Genomic DNA, 18,490 nt, shown 5'->3' with positions numbered 1-18,490 from the left:
TCAGCCGCCGGCCGCGAGCAGCGCGTCGATACGGGCGCGGTGCGCGGCCTCCCACGCGTCGAGGTCCTCGGCGGCCTCCTTGGCGAGCTTGGCGCGCGCCGCGGCCAGCACCTCGGCCGCTCGTGCCGCGGGGACGACGGCGACGCCCTCCTCGTCGGCCACCACGACGTCCCCGGCATGGACCTCGACGCCGCCGCAGCGCACCAGCTCGCCCAGCGGCGCGACCGCGGACTTCCCGCCCGGGCAGGGCGCGATGCCGCGGGCCAGCACGGGCAGGCCCATCGCGCGGATCTCGGCGAGGTCGCGGACCACCCCGTCGATGACGAAGCCGGCGATGCCCCGGCGCTGCGCGACCGCGCAGACGTTGCCGCCGGCCACCGCGTAGTCGGTGTCGCCGCCGGAGTCCATGACGATCACCGAGCCGGGCGCGGCCCGGTAGATCGCCGCGTGCAGCATGAGGTTGTCACCGGGCGGGCAGCGCACCGTGAACGCCGGCCCCGCGATCCGCGGCGCCGGGCCCCACAGCGGGCGCAGCCCGTGGTCCATGACCTGCCCGCGCCCGAGGACGTCGGCCAGCGTCGGCGGCGGGATGTCGAGGAAGCCAGGGAAATCGGGGACACCGGGGACATCGGGTGAGCCGGAATGGTCGTGCGCGTCGCCCATGGCCGCCTTTCGGGTCGGGTCCGCCCCCGGGTCGGGGCGCACCGGGCACGCTACCCCTGCCCCGCCGTCAGGACCGCCGCGGGGCACGGTTGCCGGCGTCCGGTTCCGACCCGCTCACGACAGGCCGCGTTCAACTGGGCGTCGCCGGAGGGCGGGAGTCTTCACGCGTTCACAGCCCTTGCACCAAGGAGCAACGATGGTCGCACAGATGGACACCCCGGAGCCCGCCGCGCCCGGTGACCGCCTCAGCCGCCGCAGCGCGGTGGGCCTGCTGGGCACCGCGGGGGCCGGCGCGGTGGCGCTGCCGCTGCTGAGCGCGGGCACCGCCGCGGCGGCGCCGGCCGGCGCGCCCGCCTTCCACCCCACCCCGGACACCGGCGGCGCGTCCCCGGTGCAGGGCCTGCACCTGACCTTCGGCAAGGACCCGTCCAGCCAGATGGTGGTGTCCTGGATCACCGACGCCCCCGTCAAGCGCCCGCGGGTGCTGTACGGGACGCTGGAGCACGGCCTGGGCTCGGGTGCCTCGGCGCGCAGCCGGGTCTACACCGACGGCAAGTCCGGCCGCGCGGTGTACGTGCACCACGCGCTGATCTCCGGGCTGCGGCCGGGCACCGACTACTACTACGTGGTCTCGCACGACGGCGCGACGCCGGACAGCGGTACGTTCAAGACCGCGCCGCGCGGCCGGCAGCCGCTGACCTTCACCAGCTTCGGCGACCAGTCGGCCCCGCAGGTGACCTGGGCGGCGGACGGCACGGTGGCGCTGGACGCCAACTCCACGCCCGCCACGATGGACATCGTCACCGGTGTCGAGCAGGTCGCGCCGCTGTTCCATCTGCTCAACGGCGACCTGTGCTACGCCAACCTGGACGTGGACCGGGTGCGCACCTGGAACAACTTCTTCGCCAACAACACCCGTTCGGCCCGCTTCCGGCCGTGGATGCCGGCGGCCGGCAACCACGAGATCGAGTCCGGCAACGGCCCGATCGGCCTGGGCGCCTACCAGACCTACTTCCAGCTGCCGTCGACCGAGTCCGACGACGAACTCGCCGGGCTCTGGTACGCGTTCACCGCCGGCTCGGTGCGGGTCATCGTGCTGCAGAACGACGACGTGGCGCTCCAGGACGGCGGCGACAACTACATCCACGGCTACTCCGGTGGCCGCCAGCTGGCCTTCCTGGAGCGGGAGTTGAAGGCCGCCCGGCGCGACAGCGACATCGACTGGGTCGTGGTGGCGATGCACCAGGTGATGATCAGCTCCTCCGACGCCAACGGCGCGGACCTGGGCCTGCGCGCGGCCTACGGCCCGCTGTTCGACCGCTACCAGGTGGACCTGGTGGTGTGCGGCCACGAGCACAACTACGAGCGCTCGCTGGCGGTCCGCGGTGTGGTCGGCGGCAGCGAGACGCTGACGCCCCACCCGGCCTCGACCCGTACCGACGACATCGACACCGGGCTGGGCACGGTGCACATGGTGCTGGGCGGCGGCGGTGTGTCGGGCACCACCAACCAGTCGTTCTTCAAGGACGGCACCGCCAAGGTCATCACCGAGGTCGCCGGCAGCCGGCCCGAGGGCGGCAAGCGCGCGGCCACGTACGTCAAGGAGGAGGCGGTCTGGATGGGGGTGCGCGACATCGAGCACCCGTACGGCTTCGCGGCCTTCACCGTCGACCCGGGCCGCTTCCCGGGCGACACCACTCGCCTGCACGTCACCTACTACAACGTCAACAAGCCGCACGGCGAGCTGTCGGTCTTCGAGCAGTTCACGCTGCACCGCAAGCGCTCCGACGGGCACCGCTGACGGTATGGCGGCGGCCGACACCGTAGCGGGGGCTACGGTGTCGGCCGCCGCCATGCGCCCCGCGGCGCCCGCGCGCCTATGCTGCGGGGACCGTACGACGGTGTACGGGCACGGCGGCGACTTCGGGCGGGGCCACAGGGTGATGAGGGGTTACGAGGACACCGGCGTCGAGGTGGCCGGCGGCACGCTGGCGGTGCGCCGCTGGCCGGGCGCGCCGGGCGCGGGCACGGTGCTGGCGGTGCACGGCATCGCGAGCAACGGCCTGTCGTGGGGCCCGGTCGCCGAGGCGCTGGACGGCGTCGAGGTGATCGCGCCGGACCTGCGCGGGCGCGGCGGCAGCCGGGCGGTGGCGGGCCCCAGCAGCATGGCGGCGCACGCCGACGACCTGCGGGCGGTGCTGGACCACTTCGGGGTGCGGCAGGCGGTGCTCGCCGGGCATTCGATGGGCGGCTTCGTCGCCTGTGTCGCCGCCTGCCGCGGCGCGGACCGCTACCGCGAACTGGTCCTGGTCGACGGCGGCTTGGGCTTCCCCGTGCCGGCCGGCACCGACATCGACCAGGTGCTGCACGCGGTGATCGGCCCGGCGATGGCCAAGCTCGACATGGAGTTCGCCGACCGGGCCGCCTACCACGCCTTCTGGGCCGGGCATCCGGCGTTCGCCGAGCTGACCGGCGCGCATGTGGCGGCGTATCTGGACCGCGACCTGGTCGGCGCGGAGCCGCGTCTGCGGTCGGCGTGCCGGGCGGCGGCGATCCGCGAGGACGCCGAGGACGAGCTGCGCAACCCCGAGGTCTTCGCCGCGATACGCCGGCTGCCGGTGCCCGCGCGCCTGCTGTGGGCCGAGCGGGGCCTGCGCGACGAGCCGGTCGGCCTCTATCCGCCGCAGGTCGTCGCGGCGGCGGGCCTGGAGGGTGTGCCCGCGCACTTCGTGCCGGGCGTCAACCACTACTCGATCCTGCTGGGCGCCCCGGGCGCCGCCGTGGTCGCCGGGCACGTCCGCGAGGCGCTGTAGCCGCCTGCCGCCGGCGCAGTCCGGGACCCATGGCGTGCGGGTCCCGGACGCGGGGCGGCGGATCAGGCCAGCAGCTTGGCCTTGAGGGCGGCGATGTCGGCGTCGGTGAGCATCAGGCCCTGGTGCAGATACCCGTCGAAGCTGCCGTAGATCGCGTTCACTTCGTTGAACGCCGAGGTCAGCCAGGACAGTTCGACGGCCTCCGGGTCGCCGGTGTAGGTGTTGCTGGCCAGGAAGTCGGCCTCCACGGTGGCGCGCGGCACGCCCAGCAGGGTCAGCAGGACGGCGTTCGCCCAGCCGGTGCGGTCCTTGCCTGCGGTGCAGTGGAAGACGGTGGCGCCGGAGTTGTGCTCGATGGCGACCAGGGTGTCGTGGAAGGCGTGGTCGGCGCCGACGAAGTTCACCATGAACGGGTAGCCGATGGACTGCCCGAGGTCGGAGGAGCCGCTGAACAGCCCGGCGGCCAGCGCCTGGAGGAGGGTCGCGGCGGCGTCCTTGTGGAATTTGATGCCGTGCGCGAGCGAGACCACGTCGGCGACCTGGTAGCCGACGCCTGCCGGGATCTGGTCCGGGTCGTCGGAGCGCTCGCTGGAGTTGCGCAGGTCCACGTCCAGCGTGATGCCCTCGGCGGTGAGCACCTGCTGCTCGGCGGCGGTCAGGCCGCTGAGCTTGCCGGAGCGGTAGACGACACCGGTGCGCACCCAGTGGCCGTCCGCGGTGCGGTAGCCGCCGGCGTCCCGGAAGTTGTGCGCGTCCGCGAGGCCGAGCGAGCGCTCGGCGACGGTGAGCGCGGAGCCGTCGGGCGTGCTGAGCCGGAAGTACCAGCGCGCGGCGGCGGGCAGGGTGCCGGCGGGCACGGTGAGGCTGCCGGTGCCGGCGCCGCCGCCGAGCGCGACTCCGGTGGTGGCGGATGCCTGCGTCGCGGCGGTGACGCTCACCTGGGCGGCGGTCGAGGCCCAGCTGATCAGGTAGCTGCCGTCGGGGTTCAGCGTGGCCTGCGCGGCCGTGAAGGGTGCGGCCGAGGCGGCGGCGGCCTGCGCCGCGGCGGGCGCGGGCGCGGCGGCGGCCGGCGCGGCGAGCGGGCCCGCCGCGCCGGCGGCGAGCACGGCTGCGGTGGCAAGGGCGAGTGCGGTACGGGTGATGCGCACGGGCTGGCTCCTCACGTGAGGGGACGTCGCCGCCATCCACCCTTGCGTACATGACAACGATATGACCGCCCGTCATCCGCCGGGGGAACCCCTTCCCACAGCGCGGGTCACCCCCGCCGCCGTCCGCCGGTTCCGGCAGCCATGGTCGCCGGCACCATGCCCCGCGCGAGACGTACATGGTCCGGCCACATGTCGGCGGCAGCGGGCCGCTTCTACGGTGTGCGCAACCATCCACCGTTCCGGGAGCCGGTCATCATGCGTCGCAGCCGCACGTCACGCCACCTGAGAAACAGATCCGTCCCCGCGCTCGCGCTGCTGGCCGTCGCCGTGCTGCTCGCGGGCTGCAGCAAGGCGGGCACCGCCGGGAGCCCGTCGTCCGGCGGCGGGGACGCCAAGAGCGGGGCGGCGGCCGTGGACGTGGGGCTGGTGTACTCGCGCAGCGGGCCGCTGGCCGCGTACGGCAAGCAGTACATCGACGGCTTCCACGCCGGCCTGGACTACGCCACGCACGGCACCGGCAAGGCCGGCGGGCACGAGATCCGGGTCACCGAGCAGGACGACGCGGGCGACCCGGCCAAGGCGGTGGCCGCGGCCAAGACGCTGATCGGCAAGGGCACGAAGATCATCGCGGGCACCACCGACTCCGGTGTGGCGCTGCAACTGGCGCCGCTGGCCGCGCAGAACCACGTCCTCTACATCGCCGGGCCCGCCGCCACCGACGCGCTGACGGGGCTGAACGCGTACACCTTCCGCTCCGGCCGGCAGTCCTACCAGGACATCCTCACCGCTGGGTCGCTGCTGGGCGGGACGGGCGGCAAGAAGGTCGTGGTGCTCACGCAGAACTCCGCCTTCGGGCAGGCGAACGTCGCGGCGGTCAAGGAGGTGCTCGGCTCCGGGCAGGGCGCGACCGTCGACTCGGTGCTGGCGCCGCCGAGCGCGGGCGACCTCACGCCGTTCGCGCAGCAGGTCAAGTCCAAGAAGCCGGACCTGGTGTTCGTGGCGTGGGCCGGGGCGAGCGCGCCGGCGCTGTGGACGGCGCTGGACCAGCAGGGCGTGGTGACCTCGACGAAGGTCGTCACCGGGCTGGCCGGCATCGCCTCCTACCCGCTGTTCGGCGCGGCCGGCTCCAAGGTGTCGTTCCTGGCGCACTACTTCCCCGGCGCCGGCAACAACCCGGTGGAGAAGGCGATGCTGGACGGCATCGCCAAGGCCGGCGGCACGCCGGACCTGTTCAGCCCGGACGGCTTCACCGCCGCGCAGATGATCGTGCACGCGGTGGAGGCCGGCGGCGCGACCGACCCGGCGGCGATGGCCAAGGCGCTGGAGGGCTGGTCGTTCCAGGGCCCCAAGGGCGACGAGCAGGTCAGGGCGGCCGACCACGCGCTGCTCCAGCCGATGTTCACCGCGACGCTCACCGGTACCGGCGCCGCGGCCGAGCCGCAGCTGGTCAGCCGGCTGCCGAAGGAAGCGGTCAACCCGCCGATGAAGCAGATGGCGGGCTGAGCCGTGCCGACCGGGTCCGTCCCGCGCTCCCCCGCCGCCCAGCCCCCTGCTGCCCCGTCCGCCGCCGCGCCGGCCGTGGCCCCGCCCGTGCTGCGGCTGCGCGGGGTGGGCTGGTCGGTGGGCGGCGCGACCATCGTGGACGAGGTGTCCTTCGACGTGCGCGAGGGAGAGTTCCTGGCCTTCATCGGCCCCAACGGCGCGGGCAAGACCTCGCTGTTCAACCTGATCAGCGGGCTGGTCCCGGCCACCCGCGGGTCGATCGCGCTGGACGGCGCGGACATCACCGCCGAGCCGGTGCCGGCCAGGGCCCGCCGCGGGCTCGGCCGGACGTTCCAGACCTCCAGCCTGTGGCCCCAGGTGACGGTCGCCGGGCATGTACGGCTGGCCGCGCAGGCCGCGGCGGGCGGCTCGTACCGGATCTGGCGGCGCGCGGCGGACTTCCGCGAGCAGGTCGCCGACGTGCTGGAGCGCACCGGGCTCGCGCACCGGGCGCACGCGCGGGCCGCCGAGCTCTCGCACGGCGAGAAGCGCAAGCTGGAGCTCGCCGTGCTGCTGGTGGGCGAGCCGCGGCTGATGCTGCTGGACGAGCCGATGGCCGGGGTGAGCGCCGAGGAGGTGCCCGCGCTGACCGCGCTGATCGGCTCGCTGCACCGCGACGAGGGCCGCACCGTGCTGATGGTCGAGCACCACATGGACGTGCTGCTGGGCCTGGCCGACCGGCTCGCGGTGATGCACCACGGCACGCTGCTGGCCCTGGACACCCCGCAGGCGGTCACCGCCGACCCGGTGGTCCAGGAGGCCTACCTCGGGGAGGCGCTGTGAGCGGCGAGCCGCTGCTGGCGGTACGGGACCTCGCGGTCGTCATCGGCGGCCGGCACATCCTGCACGGCGTGGACCTGGACGTCGCCCCCTCCGGGGTGACCGCGCTGCTCGGCCGCAACGGCGCCGGCAAGACCACGACGGTACGGGCGGTGCTCGGGCTGGTGCCGCGCACCGGCAGCGTACGGCTGGCCGGCGAGGAGACCGTACGGCTGCCCACCCATCTGCTGGTGCGCCGCGGCATCGGCTACGCGCCCGAGGACCGCGGGGTCTTCGCCGGGCTCACCGTCGCGGAGAACCTGCGCCTGGCCGAGCGGCCGGGCGCGGGCGAGCCGGCGTACGACCTGGTGCACGAGCTCTTCCCGGAGCTGAAGGCGCGGGCCCGGCAGCCGGCGGGCACCCTTTCCGGCGGCCAGCAGCAGATGGTGGCGATCGGCCGCACCCTGCTCAACGGCAACCGGCTGATCATCGCCGACGAGCCGACCAAGGGCCTGGCGCCCCGGGTCGTCACCGAGGTCGCCCGGGTGCTGGAGCGGGCCGCGCGGGCGGTGCCGGTGCTGCTCGTGGAGCAGAACCTGGCGCTGGTGCGCCGGCTCGCCGGCCACTGCGCCGTCCTCGCCGACGGGCGCACCGTCCACCGCGGCCCCGCCGCCGACCTGCTGGCCGACCCCGACGCCACCCGGCGGCTGCTGGGCGTCGGCCGCCGTACCGCCGTCACCGAGGAGCACCCCATGGCACCACCCGGGCCCGATCCCAGCAGCGCCGCGCAGGCCGGAAAGGCGGGCGCGTGATGGCGACGGTCGTGCTGCTCGCCGCCACCGGGCTGGGCCTGGGGGCGCTGTACTTCCTGGTCGCCGCGGGGCTGTCGCTGATCTTCGGGCTGATGGACGTGCTCAACTTCGCGCACGGCGCGCTGCTGTCGATCGGCGCGTACGCCACCTGGTGGGCGGCGAGCGGCCATCTGCCGGGTGCCGGCTCCGGCGGCGCCGGCTTCGTGCTCGCCGTCTGCTTCGGCACCGCGGTCGGCACGCTGGCCGCGGTGGTGCTGGAACTGGCGCTGATCCGGCCGCTGTACGGGCGACCGCGCGAGCAGGTGCTGGCGACGGTGGGCGTGGGGCTCGCGGTGCCGGCGCTGCTGTCGGCGATCTGGGGCCCGGACGCCCGGCCCTTCCCCGGTCCCGCCGCGCTGTCGGGCACCTTCGGGCTCCTGGGCGCGCGGATCCCGGTGAACCGGCTGGTGCTGCTGGGTGCGGCGGCCGTGGTGCTCCTGGCGCTGCGGCTGTTCCTCGGCCGCACCCGGCACGGCCTGGTCGTACGGGCCGGGGTCGAGGACCGGGCGATGGTCACCGCGCTCGGCATCGACGTGCGCCGGGCCTTCACGCTGGTCTTCGCCATCGGCGGCGCCGCCGCCGCGCTCGGCGGGGCGCTGGGCGGGCTGTACTACGGCTCGGTGGACCCCGGCCAGGGCACCTCGCTGCTGATCTTCGCCTTCGTGGTGGTGGTCATGGGCGGCATGGGCTCGGTGGCCGGCGCCGCGCTCGCCGCGGTCGGGGTGGGGCTGGTCCAGCAGTTCGCCAACTACTACACGACGTCGGGGCTCGGCGACCTCGCCGTCGTCGTGCTGCTCGCCGCGCTGCTGCTGCTCCGGCCGCGCGGCATCACCGGGAGGCTCGCATGACACCCGCCGCGACACCGGCCACGACGCCGGCCGCGTCCACCCGCAAGGCCGCCGCCTCCCCGGAGGCGGACGCGGACGCCCCGCCGTGGCGCCGGCTCGGCCGCTGGTGGCCGGCGCTGGTGCTGGTCGCGCTGGTGACCGCGCCCTTCAGCTCGCTGTCGCTGCCCGGGCTGCTGGACGGCCCGATCGGCAGCGCCGGGTCGTTGCAGCTGCTCGCGCTGTGCCTGGTGTTCGGGGCGCTGGCCACCGGCTACGACCTGCTGCTCGGCCACACCGGGCTGCTGTCGTTCGGCCACGCGCTGTACTTCGCGGCCGGCAGCTACTCCACCGAGCTGATCGCGGCGGAGGCCGGGCTGCCGTTCTGGCCGTCCGCGGTGCTCGGCGTGCTGTGCGGGGTGGCGCTGGCCTGGGCCCTGGGGTCGGTGGCGCTGCGGGTGAGCGGCATCGCCTTCTCGATGGTCACGCTGGCCTTCGCGCAGGCCGGGTCGATCCTGGTCGAGCGGGACCCCGGCGGGGTCACCGGCGGCGAGGAGGGCCGGGCGGTGCCCGCGGACAAGCTGCCGGCGTCGCTGGCGGGCATCGACCACACCGCGAACCTGTACTGGATCGCGCTGGCCTACCTGGTGCTGACCCTCGCGGTCGTGCGCTGGGCGGTGCGCTCCCCCACCGGCCGGGTGTGGGAGGGCATCAGGGACAACGAGACCCGGGTGGAGGTGCTGGGCCTGCGCCCGTACGGCTTCAAGCTGGTCGCCTTCGTGGTGGCCGGGGCGCTGGCGGCGGTCGGCGGGGTGGTGCACCTGCTGCTGACCGGCGGGGCGACACCGCAGACGACGACATCGGACTTCACGCTGTCGCTGCTGGTGATGGTGGTGCTGGGCGGCTCGGGCTCGCGCTGGGGGCCGCTGCTCGGCGGCGTCCTGTACACCTGGGCGGACCACCGGCTCGGCGACCTGGCCGGCTCCGACGCCGTCTCCGGCCTGCCGTCGGTGCTGCGGGTGCCGCTGTCGCAGCCGCTGTTCCTGCTGGGCACGCTGTTCGTCGTCACCGTGGTGGCCCTGCCCGGCGGCCTGACCCGGCTGGGGCGCCGCCCGCGGGTACGGGCCTGAACCCGGCGGCCACGTCCACCCGCGGTTCACCCGTACGGCCGATAGGGCGGCGGCGGGCCCCCCACCGCCCCCGCCTGGCGTCCTGACGTGATCTGCGCGACTCTGGATGCACGGGTGTGGGCATTTTGCCCGACTTCGGGTGGAGGGAGGGTCCGCCATGGCCGGCCACACGCAAACCGGGCACCGGACCGACCGGGATCCGATCGTGCGGCGCATCGCCGAGCGCCGCGCGCAACTGGGTCTGAGCGAGAGCGCGCTGTCCACGCGGGCGGCGATGTCCCCCCGCTATCTGCAGCACCTCCTCGACGCCGGTCCCGAGTTCGATCCCGGCGGCCTGGTGCGGGTCGCCGCCGCGCTGGACCTGACGTACCAGGAGCTGCTGGAGGGCCGCCGCGACCCGCCGCCGGGGCAGCCGGACGCCGCCGCGCGGCCGGTGCTGGCGCATCTGAGCACCGAGGAGTGCTGGGACAAGCTCGGCACGCACGGCGTCGGCCGGATCGCCGTGCCCGTGCAGCCGGGGCCGGCGGTGCTGCCGGTGAACTACCTGGTGGACTCCGGCACCATCGTCTACCGCACCGGGGCGGGCGACGCCGCCGAGCCGGCGCCGGGCGAGGGCGTGTCCTTCCAGGTCGACCAGATCGACGACCGGCTCAGCCGCGGCTGGAGCGTGCTGCTCACCGGCACCGCGGAACGCGTCGACGACCCGGCGCAGAGCGACGTCCTGGCCGCCCGCGCGCCCGAGCCGTGGGCGGGCGGCAACCGGCCGGTGTGGATACGGATCCGGCCCAAGAACGTCACCGGCCGCCGTATCGACACCGAGTAGGCCGGCACGCGGCGCGGCCCCCGGGCCCCGCGCACCCCACGAGCCGGCCGCCATGGCGCCGGGTGAGCCGAAGGGACCGCGGCATGCACGACGGCTGGGCCTGGCGGTACGCGGGCTACGACCCGGGGCGCGAGCAGCTGCGCGAGGCGCTGTGCACACTCGGCAACGGCTACACCGCGACCCGTGGCGCCGCGCCCGAGTCGCCCGCGGGCCCGCTGCACTACCCGGGGACGTACGCGGCCGGCTGCTACAACCGGCTGACGTCCACCGTCGCCGGGCGCGAGGTCGACAACGAGGACATGGTCAACCTGCCGAACTGGCTGCCGCTGCGGGTGCGGCCGGCCGGCGGCGACTGGTTCGGCCCGGACGCCTGCGAGGTGCTGGACTACGAGCGGGTGCTGGACCTGCGCCGCGGCACCCTGCTGCGGCGGATGCGGCTGCGGGACGGCGAGGGGCGGATCCTCGCGCTGGCCGAGACCCGGCTGGTGCACATGGACGACCCGCACCTGGCCGCGCAGCGCCTGACGGTGAGCGCGGTGGGCTGGAACGGCGAGGTCGAGATCGAGGCGGGCCTGGACGGCGACGTGGCGAACAGCGGCGTCGAGCGCTACCGGGACCTCGACGGCCGGCACCTGACCGGGCACCGCACCGGCGCGCACGGCCGGGACACCGGCTGGCTGCGCTGCCGCACCTCCCGCTCGGGCATCGAGGTGGCGCTGGCGGCCCGGATCCGCGTGTCCGGCGCCGGGAGCACCGCCCCGCCCGAGCCCGGGGAGCGCGCCGTCGCCCGGCGGTTCACCGCGCCGGTGGCCGGCGGCGGCCCGGCGGTCGTGGTGGAGAAGGTGGTGGCGCTGCACACCTCGCGGGACGCCGCGATCCAGGACCCGCTGCACGCCGCGCTGGAGCGGGTGGAGCACGCGCCGGACGTGGCGGGGCTGCTCGACTCGCACGCCGCCGCGTGGGAGCGGCTGTGGGAGCGGGTCGGGGTGCAGGTGCCGGACGCGATCGGCACGGTGCTGCGGCTGCACCTCTTCCACGTCCTCCAGACGCTCTCCCCGCACACCGCCGACCTGGACGTGGGCGTGCCTGCCCGCGGGCTGCACGGCGAGGCCTACCGCGGGCACGTCTTCTGGGACGAGCTGTTCGTGCTGCCCTTCTTGAACCTGCACCTGCCCGAGGTCTCCCGGGCGCTGCTGACCTACCGGCACCGCCGGCTGGGCGCGGCCTGCCGGGCCGCGGCGGCCGAGGGGCTGCGCGGCGCGATGTACCCGTGGCAGAGCGGCAGCGACGGGCACGAGGAGACCCAGGGGCTGCACCTGAACCCGCGCTCGGGCCGCTGGCTGCCGGACCGCACCCACCTCCAGCACCACGTGGGTTCCGCGGTCGCCTACAACGTGTGGCAGTACTGCCTGGCCAGCGGCGACACCGCGTTCCTGCACACCGAGGGCGCCGAGATGCTGCTCCAGGTCGCCCGCTTCTGGGCGGACCGCGCGCGGTGGGACCAGGACGCGGGCCGCTACCGGATCCTCGGCGTGGTGGGCCCCGACGAGTACCACACGGCGTATCCGGGCGCCGGCCGGCCGGGCCTGGACGACAACGCGTACACCAACGTCACGGCGGCCTGGGTGCTGGCCCGCGCGCTGGAGCTGCTGGAGGCGATGCCGGCGCCGCGGCGCGCGGAGCTGGTCGCGCGGCTGGGCATCGCCGCGGACGAGCCGGCGCGCTGGGAGGACGTCTCGCGGCGGCTGCGGGTGGCCTTCCACGCGGGTGTCATCAGCCAGTTCGACGGCTACGGCGAGCTGGCCGAGCTGGACTGGGACGGCTACCGGGGTGCTTACGGCGACATCCGCCGGCTGGACCGGATCCTGGAGGCCGAGGACGACAGCGTCAACCGCTACCAGGCGTCCAAGCAGGCCGATGTGCTCATGCTCGGCTACCTCTTCCCGCCCGCCGAGCTGGCCGCCCTGTTCGAGCGGCTCGGCTACCGGCTCGACGACGAGCTGTGGCACCGCACCGTCACGCACTACCTGGCGCGCACCAGCCACGGCTCGACCCTCAGCGGCCTGGTGCACGGCTGGGTGCTGGCCCGCTCCCGGCGCGCCGACGCCTGGGCCCATGTGCGCGAGGCGCTGCTGGGCGATGTCGCCGACCTCCAGGGCGGCACCACCGGCGAGGGCATCCACCTGGGCGCCATGGCCGGCACGCTGGACCTGGTGCAGCGGGGGCTGACGGGGCTGCGGCCGGAGAGCGACTGCCTGCGGCTGGACCCGGTGCCGCTGCCGCAGCTGTCCCGCTTCCGGCTGACGCTGCGCTACCGCGCCCACTGGGGCGTGGGCCTGGCCCTGCACGCCGGGCATCTGCACATCGGGGTGCCGGAGTCGGACCAGGACCCGGTGGCGGTGTCGGTGGGGCCGCGGACGTACCGGGTCGCGCCGGGCACGGAGCTGACCGTACCGCTGCCGCGGGAGTGAGGGCTCAGGTCGCCCCGGCGCCGGCCAGCATGTGCAGGCGCAGCGCCAGCTGGAGTTCCAGGGCGCGCTCGGGGGCGTTCCAGTCCTCGCCGAGCAGCGCCTGGATGCGGTCCAGCCGCTGGACGACGGTGTTGACGTGCAGGTGCAGCTCGTCCTTGGTACGGGTGAGGATGCCGCCGCACGCGAAGTACGCGGCCAGGGTGCGGACCAGTTCGGTGCCGCGCCGGGCGTCGTAGTCCAGCAGCGGGCCGAGTGTCGCCGTCACGAAGGCGGGGACGTCGCGCTCGTTGCCCAGCAGCACGCCGAGGAAGCCCAGTTCTGCGGCGCCGGCGCCGTCCCCGGTGCGGCCGAGCGCGGTCAGGGCGTGCAGGCAGCGCACCGCCTCGGCGTGCGCGGCGGCGAGCGCCTGCGGCCCGGACGCGGGCCCCGCGGCGGCGACCGTGACGGGCCCGCCGGCCAGCTGGGTGAGCTGGCCCGCGGCGGCCCGGGCGGCGGCGCCGGGCGGGGCGCCGTCGTGCGGGAGCAGCAGCACCACCGTGCCGGAGCGCTCGGCGCTGACCCCGCCGCTGCCGAACAGGTAGCGGCCGGCCGCCGCGGCGAGCCGGCCCTGCCCGCCGGCCGGGCCCTGCGCGACCAGCATCAGGCAGGGCCGGCTGAGGTCCAGGCCGAGCCGCCGGCCGCGGACGACCAGGCCGACCGGGTCGCGCTCGGGGGCGGTGAGCAGATCGGTGATCAGCTCGCCGCGCACCCGGTTCTCGGCCTCGGCGACCGAGCGGCTGAGCAGCAGCAGGAGCGCGGTCACCACGCCGGCCCGCTCGAACAGCCGCCGGTCGGGGTCGTCCAGCCGGTCGCGGCCGTGCAGCACGATGCTGCCGAGCAGCTCCTGGCCGGCCAGCACCGCGCAGATCCAGCGCCCGTCGCGGTGCACGGCCCGGGCGGTGGGCGCCGCCTGGCCGGGCCCGGGCAGCGGCGGGGCGGGCGGCGGCGGGGTGCCGTCGAAGGGGCCGCCGCCGCGGCCGACGGCGGCCAGCGTGCGGCCGTCGGGGTCGTGGATGGTCAGCGCCCCGTCGAGCAGCCCGGCGACGGCGGCGGCCACCTCCGACAGGTCGCCGCCGCGCAGCACCAGGTCGGTGAGCCGGTCGTGGGCCTCCTGGGCGCGCTGGGTGGCGGCGGCGTGCTCGCGGATGACCTCGCCGGCCTGCGCGAGGTCGGCGATGGCCCGGGCGGTGTCGATGGCGATGGCGGCGTGCGCGGCCAGCGAGCACAGCAGCGCGACCTCGTCGGGCGAGAAGGGTCGCGGGGTGCGGTCGGCGGCGAAGAGCACGCCGATCACGTCGCCGGCGGCGGTCGAGCCCCTGGTGCCGGGGGTGCCGCCGGAGGCAGCACCGGCCGGGCCGCCGCGGGCGCCCAGGACCAGCGGCACGCCGAGGATCGCGACCAGGCCCTCGTCGAGCACCCCCTCGTCGATCGACCCGGTGTGCCGGAACCGCTCGTCGGTGCGGTAGTCGGGCGTGGCGTAGGGGCGCGCGGTCTGCGCGACGAGGCCGCCCAGCCCGTCGCCGTAGCGCAGCCGCAGGTTCTGGAAGAGCGGCGAGACCGAGCCGTCGGTGACCCGCATGTACGTGTCGCCGGCCTCGTCGTCGCGCAGCGTCAGGTAGGCGGTGTCGGTGCCGAGCAGCATCCGCACCCGGCGCACGATGGACTTCAGCACCGCGTCGAGGTCGCGCAGCGCCGCCAGGTCGCCCGCGGTGTCGAACAGCGCGGCCAGCTCGCTCTCCCGGCGCCGGTGCTGGCGCAAGGTGCCGCGCACCCGCAGGGCGGTGGCGGTGGCGTGCTCCAGCTCCGCCAGGTCCGCGTCGCTCGCGCCGTCCGCCCGGGCGCGCGCGGTCAGCACGCCGTACGCCTCGGCGGGCGCGTCCTCGGCGATGAGGTCGAGCAGCCGGCGCAGCGGGCGGGCGATCGGGGCGGGGCTGTCTGCCATGGGCGGCCATCCAACCACCTCGGGGTACGTCGTCACAGCCCCCGGGACCTCCCCCCTATCGTCCCCGGCGGTGTCATCAGCGGGCCGTCCAGCCGCCGTCCAGCGGCAGCGAGGTGCCGGTGACGAAGCCGGTGTGCGGGGAGCACAGCCACACCGCGGCGGCGGCGACCTCGGCGGGCTCGATGAGCCGCTTGATCGCGGTGCGGTCGAGCATCACCTGGGCGACGACGTCGGCCTCCGGGATGCCGTGGGTGCGGGCCTGGTCGGCGATCTGGTCCTCCACCAGCCGGGTGCGCACATAGCCGGGGCTCACGCAGTTGCTGGTGACACCGCGCCCGGCGCCCTCCAGCGCCACGGTCTTGCTGAGCCCTTCGAGGGCGTGCTTGGCGACGACGTACGCGGATTTGTACGGGCTCGCGCGCAGGCCGTGCACGGAGGAGATGTTGACGACCCGGCCCCAGCCGCCGGCGTACATGTGCGGCAGCGTCGCGCGGAGGATCCGGAAGGGGGCCTCGACCATGACGCGCTGGATGAGGGTGAAGCGCTCGGGCGGGAATTCGTGCAGCGGGGCGACGTGCTGGAGGCCGGCGTTGTTGACGACGATGTCGGCGTCGGCCGGTAGCGCGTCGACCGCGTCGGGGTCGGCGAGGTCGGCGACGACGCAGGTCCCGCCGGTGCGCTCGGCGGTGGCGGCGGCCCCGGCCGCGTCGCGGTCGACGACGTAGACGTGCGCGCCGGCCGCCGCGAGCGCCATCGCGCAGGCCCGGCCGATGCCGGCGGCGGCGCCGGTGACCAGGGCGGTGCGGCCGGCCAGGAACCGCCCGTCCGCGGGAAGGCCGAGGGGGTCGCCCGCGGCGGGGGCCGGGCCCGGTCCCGGGCGGTGGGTGCTCTGCATGACGGCCACGCTAGGAAGCCCGCGGCGCCCGGCACACGTGTGCCGCGCCCATACTTCCCCGCCCGCGGGTGGCGCGCGCCGCCATGCCGCGCCGGTCGCCGTACGGGCGGGCCGGGCGCGCGCTACCGGTCAGGGCCGGCGGGCGAGCACCAGCCGGGCGCGCGGGCTGCCGTCGGGGCGGCGGCCGAAGGCCTCCAGCGCGGCGGTCGCCACGGTGAAGCCGGCCGCGGTGAGGTCGGCGCGGACCGCGGGGAGCGGGAAGGTGCGGTAGTACATCACGAAGGGCGGGCGCCGAACCGCGTTGCGCACCCGCATCACCGCGTCGAAGCCGGCGAGCGCCCAGTACCAGGGCGAGCGCGGCGGCGGGGGCGCGCCGACGGGGAAGGCGAACAGCCCGCCCGGGCGCAGGGCGCGGTGCACCTGGGCGAACAGGCCCGGCCGCTCGGCGGGCAGGAAGTGCCCGAACGCGCCGAAGCTCACGGCCAGGTCGAAGGCGCCGGCGAAGGGCAGCGCGCGGGCGTCGGCCCGCACCCAGCCCACCCGCGGGCCGCCGTCCGGCACAGTCGCGCCGGCCCGGGCGCGGGCCAGCATGCCGGCGCTGAAGTCGACGCCGGTGGCCTGCGTACGGCACAGCGGCGCGAGCACCCGCAGGCCCGCGCCGGTGCCGCAGCACAGGTCGAGGCCGCGGTCGAAGGGGCCGAGCGGGGCCAGGGCGGCGGCGGTGGCGTCGAGGAAGCGGTCGGGGGTGCGGAAGGGCGTCGCGTCGAAGGCGGGGGCGAGCAGGTCGTAGCCGTGCTCGACGGACGACAGCGCCTGGACGGCCAGTTCGCGGACGGTGGGCCCCTCGGGTGAGAACACCCGGCCAAGGATAGGCCGGGCGGCACGGTGGCCGTGGGGGGAGCGCACCGCCGGGAGAGCGCTCTCCGTGCTTCCGGTGAGCGAGGCCGTGACCTGCGAGGCGAAAGCCGAGCCCACCGGCGGTGTGCGCGGGCGCCCGGAGTATTCCCCGGATCGATGTGCGCTTTCCCTCATCGTCATGAAACGGAATCGTCATTCCTGATCCCTTATCCTGTATTCCGGAATGATCGTTCCGCTTCATCTGTGAAGGAGTTCCATGGCGTCCGAGACCCGGCGCACGTCCCACCAGGTCACGTTCGCGGTCCTGGCGGCGGGTGTGACCGCGTATGCGCTGCTCCAGTCCCTGGTCACCCCGGTGCTGCCGACCATCCAGGAAGACCTGCACACCAACCAGAACACCGTGACCTGGGTGCTGACCGCCTATCTGCTGTCGGCCTCGATATTCACGCCGATCATGGGCCGCATAGGCGACATGATCGGCAAGGAACGCGTCTTCGTCGTCACCCTGGGCGCCCTGGCGGCCGGCTCGCTGCTCGCCGCGCTCGCGACCAACGTCACGGTGATGATCGTCGCGCGGGCCATCCAGGGCATCGGCGGCGGTGTGCTGCCGCTGGCCTTCGGCATCATCCGCGACGAGTTCCCCCGCGAGAAGCTCAACGGGGCGGTCGGCATGATCGCCTCGATCCTCGCCGTCGGCGGCGGGCTCGGCATCGTGCTGTCCGGGCCGATCGTGAACGCCCTCGACTACCACTGGCTGTTCTGGCTGCCGATGATCCTCACCCTGGTCTCGGCGGTGGCGGCCCACTTCTTCGTCCCCGAGTCGCCGGTGCGCACCCCCGGCCGGATCAGCTGGGCGCCCGCGCTGCTGCTGTCGGCGTGGCTGGTGGCGCTGCTGGTGGCGCTGAGCGAGGCCCCGATGTGGGGCTGGGGCTCGGGCAAGGTGATCGGCCTGATCGTGGCGGCCGTGCTGCTCGCGGCCGGCTGGGTGCAGGTCGAGCGGCGGGCGGCGACGCCGCTGATCGACATGAAGATGATGGCGCGCCCGGCGGTGTGGACCAACAACCTGGTGGCGCTGCTGGTCGGCGTCGGCATGTACGCGGTCTTCGCCTTCCTGCCGGAGTTCGTGCAGACCCCGAAGTCCACCGGTTACGGCTTCGGCGCGAGCATCACGCAGTCCGGCCTGATCCTGCTGCCGATGTCCGTGATGATGTTCCTGGTGGGCCTGGGCAGCAACAACCTGGCCAACCGCATCGGCGGCAAGACGGTCGTGGTGATCGGCTCGCTGATCGGCACGGTCTCGATGGCGCTGCTGGCCTTCGCGCACACCAGCACCTGGGAGCTGTACGTGGCGACCGCCGTCATGGGCGCGGGCTTCGGCCTGACCTTCGCCGCGATGTCCAGCCTGATCGTCAGCGCGGTCCCGCCGGCGCAGACCGGTGTGGCCAGCGGCATGAACGCCAACATCCGCACCATCGGCGGCTCCATCGGCGCCGCCCTGATGGCCAGCGTCGTGACCGCGAGCCCGGCCGCCGACGGCCTGCCCAAGGAGGCCGGCTACACCAATGGCTTCGCGATGCTGGGCGGGGCGCTGCTGATCGCGGCGGTCGCCGCGATGCTCATCCCGGTCACCCGGCGCACCACCCGGATCGACTTCGCCGACGAACCGCAGCACCCGGAGTTGGCGATGGTCCCCGGGGGTACGGTCGTGGGAGACAAGCCGGAATGAGCTGCG

The 18,490-nt window shown here is 75.1% G+C and carries 15 protein-coding genes; 10 read left to right on the top strand and 5 right to left on the bottom strand.

The genetic code is table 11. The features are described 5' to 3' along the window. A complete protein-coding gene (locus HCN08_RS28150; RefSeq protein ID WP_167986088.1) occupies positions 1-663 on the bottom strand; it encodes an RraA family protein in 663 nt (220 codons plus the stop codon). Positions 664-859: 196 nt separating this feature from the next. Here HCN08_RS28150 and HCN08_RS28145 point away from each other — a divergent pair, with 196 nt between their 5' ends. Beyond that, on the top strand, positions 860-2,464 hold the full coding sequence (locus HCN08_RS28145; RefSeq protein WP_167986087.1) for a purple acid phosphatase family protein: 1,605 nt from the start codon (positions 860-862) through the stop codon (positions 2,462-2,464). Between the two features lie 142 nt (positions 2,465-2,606). Next, positions 2,607-3,476, top strand: coding sequence for an alpha/beta hydrolase (locus HCN08_RS28140; protein WP_167986086.1), 870 nt, complete (start codon positions 2,607-2,609; stop codon positions 3,474-3,476). 62 nt (positions 3,477-3,538) lie between these two features. Here the strand turns inward: HCN08_RS28140 and HCN08_RS28135 are convergent, their stop codons facing one another. After that, the gene (locus HCN08_RS28135; RefSeq protein ID WP_322974729.1) at positions 3,539-4,624 is read right to left on the bottom strand and encodes a tyrosine-protein phosphatase; all 1,086 of its coding nucleotides are present in this window, start codon (positions 4,622-4,624) and stop codon (positions 3,539-3,541) included. 255 nt (positions 4,625-4,879) lie between these two features. On the opposite strand from HCN08_RS28135, the gene HCN08_RS28130 reads away from it, so the two are divergent. The 7 genes from HCN08_RS28130 (at position 4,880) to HCN08_RS28100 (ending at position 13,024) form a co-directional block, all read left to right on the top strand. Beyond that, positions 4,880-6,127, top strand: coding sequence for a substrate-binding domain-containing protein (locus tag HCN08_RS28130; protein WP_167986084.1), 1,248 nt, complete (start codon positions 4,880-4,882; stop codon positions 6,125-6,127). 75 nt (positions 6,128-6,202) lie between these two features. Then, on the top strand, positions 6,203-6,949 hold the full coding sequence (locus tag HCN08_RS28125) for an ABC transporter ATP-binding protein (protein ID WP_167986150.1): 747 nt from the start codon (positions 6,203-6,205) through the stop codon (positions 6,947-6,949). After that, positions 6,946-7,737, top strand: a complete 792-nt coding sequence (locus tag HCN08_RS28120; RefSeq protein WP_167986083.1) for an ABC transporter ATP-binding protein — start codon at positions 6,946-6,948, stop codon at positions 7,735-7,737. The genes HCN08_RS28125 and HCN08_RS28120 overlap by 4 nt, the downstream gene beginning before the upstream one ends. Beyond that, positions 7,737-8,624: a branched-chain amino acid ABC transporter permease gene (locus HCN08_RS28115; RefSeq protein ID WP_167986082.1), complete on the top strand. Its 888-nt coding sequence runs from the start codon at positions 7,737-7,739 to the stop codon at positions 8,622-8,624. The genes HCN08_RS28120 and HCN08_RS28115 overlap by 1 nt, the downstream gene beginning before the upstream one ends. Further along, positions 8,621-9,730, top strand: a complete 1,110-nt coding sequence (locus tag HCN08_RS28110) for a branched-chain amino acid ABC transporter permease (protein ID WP_167986081.1) — start codon at positions 8,621-8,623, stop codon at positions 9,728-9,730. Before HCN08_RS28115 ends, HCN08_RS28110 begins: the two co-directional genes overlap by 4 nt. A 157-nt stretch (positions 9,731-9,887) precedes the next feature. Next, positions 9,888-10,553 carry a helix-turn-helix domain-containing protein gene (locus HCN08_RS28105; RefSeq protein WP_167986080.1) on the top strand — a complete coding sequence of 222 codons (666 nt, stop codon included), beginning with the start codon at positions 9,888-9,890 and terminating at the stop codon, positions 10,551-10,553. 83 nt (positions 10,554-10,636) lie between these two features. After that, entirely contained in the window at positions 10,637-13,024 is a 2,388-nt protein-coding gene (locus tag HCN08_RS28100) for a glycoside hydrolase family 65 protein (RefSeq protein WP_167986079.1), read from the top strand. 4 nt (positions 13,025-13,028) lie between these two features. On the opposite strand, the gene HCN08_RS28095 is transcribed toward HCN08_RS28100, so the two are convergent. From HCN08_RS28095 to HCN08_RS28085, 3 genes are all read right to left on the bottom strand, one after another. Further along, positions 13,029-15,005: a helix-turn-helix domain-containing protein gene (locus HCN08_RS28095; RefSeq protein ID WP_167986078.1), complete on the bottom strand. Its 1,977-nt coding sequence runs from the start codon at positions 15,003-15,005 to the stop codon at positions 13,029-13,031. Between the two features lie 76 nt (positions 15,006-15,081). After that, entirely contained in the window at positions 15,082-15,900 is an 819-nt protein-coding gene (locus tag HCN08_RS28090; RefSeq protein ID WP_167986077.1) for a 3-hydroxybutyrate dehydrogenase, read from the bottom strand. Between the two features lie 129 nt (positions 15,901-16,029). Then, complete coding sequence (locus HCN08_RS28085) at positions 16,030-16,758, bottom strand: class I SAM-dependent methyltransferase (RefSeq protein WP_167986076.1); 729 nt, start codon at positions 16,756-16,758, stop codon at positions 16,030-16,032. Positions 16,759-17,014: 256 nt separating this feature from the next. On the opposite strand from HCN08_RS28085, the gene HCN08_RS28080 reads away from it, so the two are divergent. After that, on the top strand, positions 17,015-18,484 hold the full coding sequence (locus HCN08_RS28080) for an MFS transporter (RefSeq protein ID WP_167986075.1): 1,470 nt from the start codon (positions 17,015-17,017) through the stop codon (positions 18,482-18,484). Positions 18,485-18,490 lie beyond the last annotated feature (6 nt).

Source organism: Actinacidiphila epipremni (assembly GCF_012034175.1).
Taxonomy (GTDB): domain Bacteria; phylum Actinomycetota; class Actinomycetes; order Streptomycetales; family Streptomycetaceae; genus Actinacidiphila; species Actinacidiphila epipremni.
The sequence above is the reverse complement of the archived record's forward strand: the minus strand, read 5'-3'. Positions and strand labels throughout refer to the sequence as shown.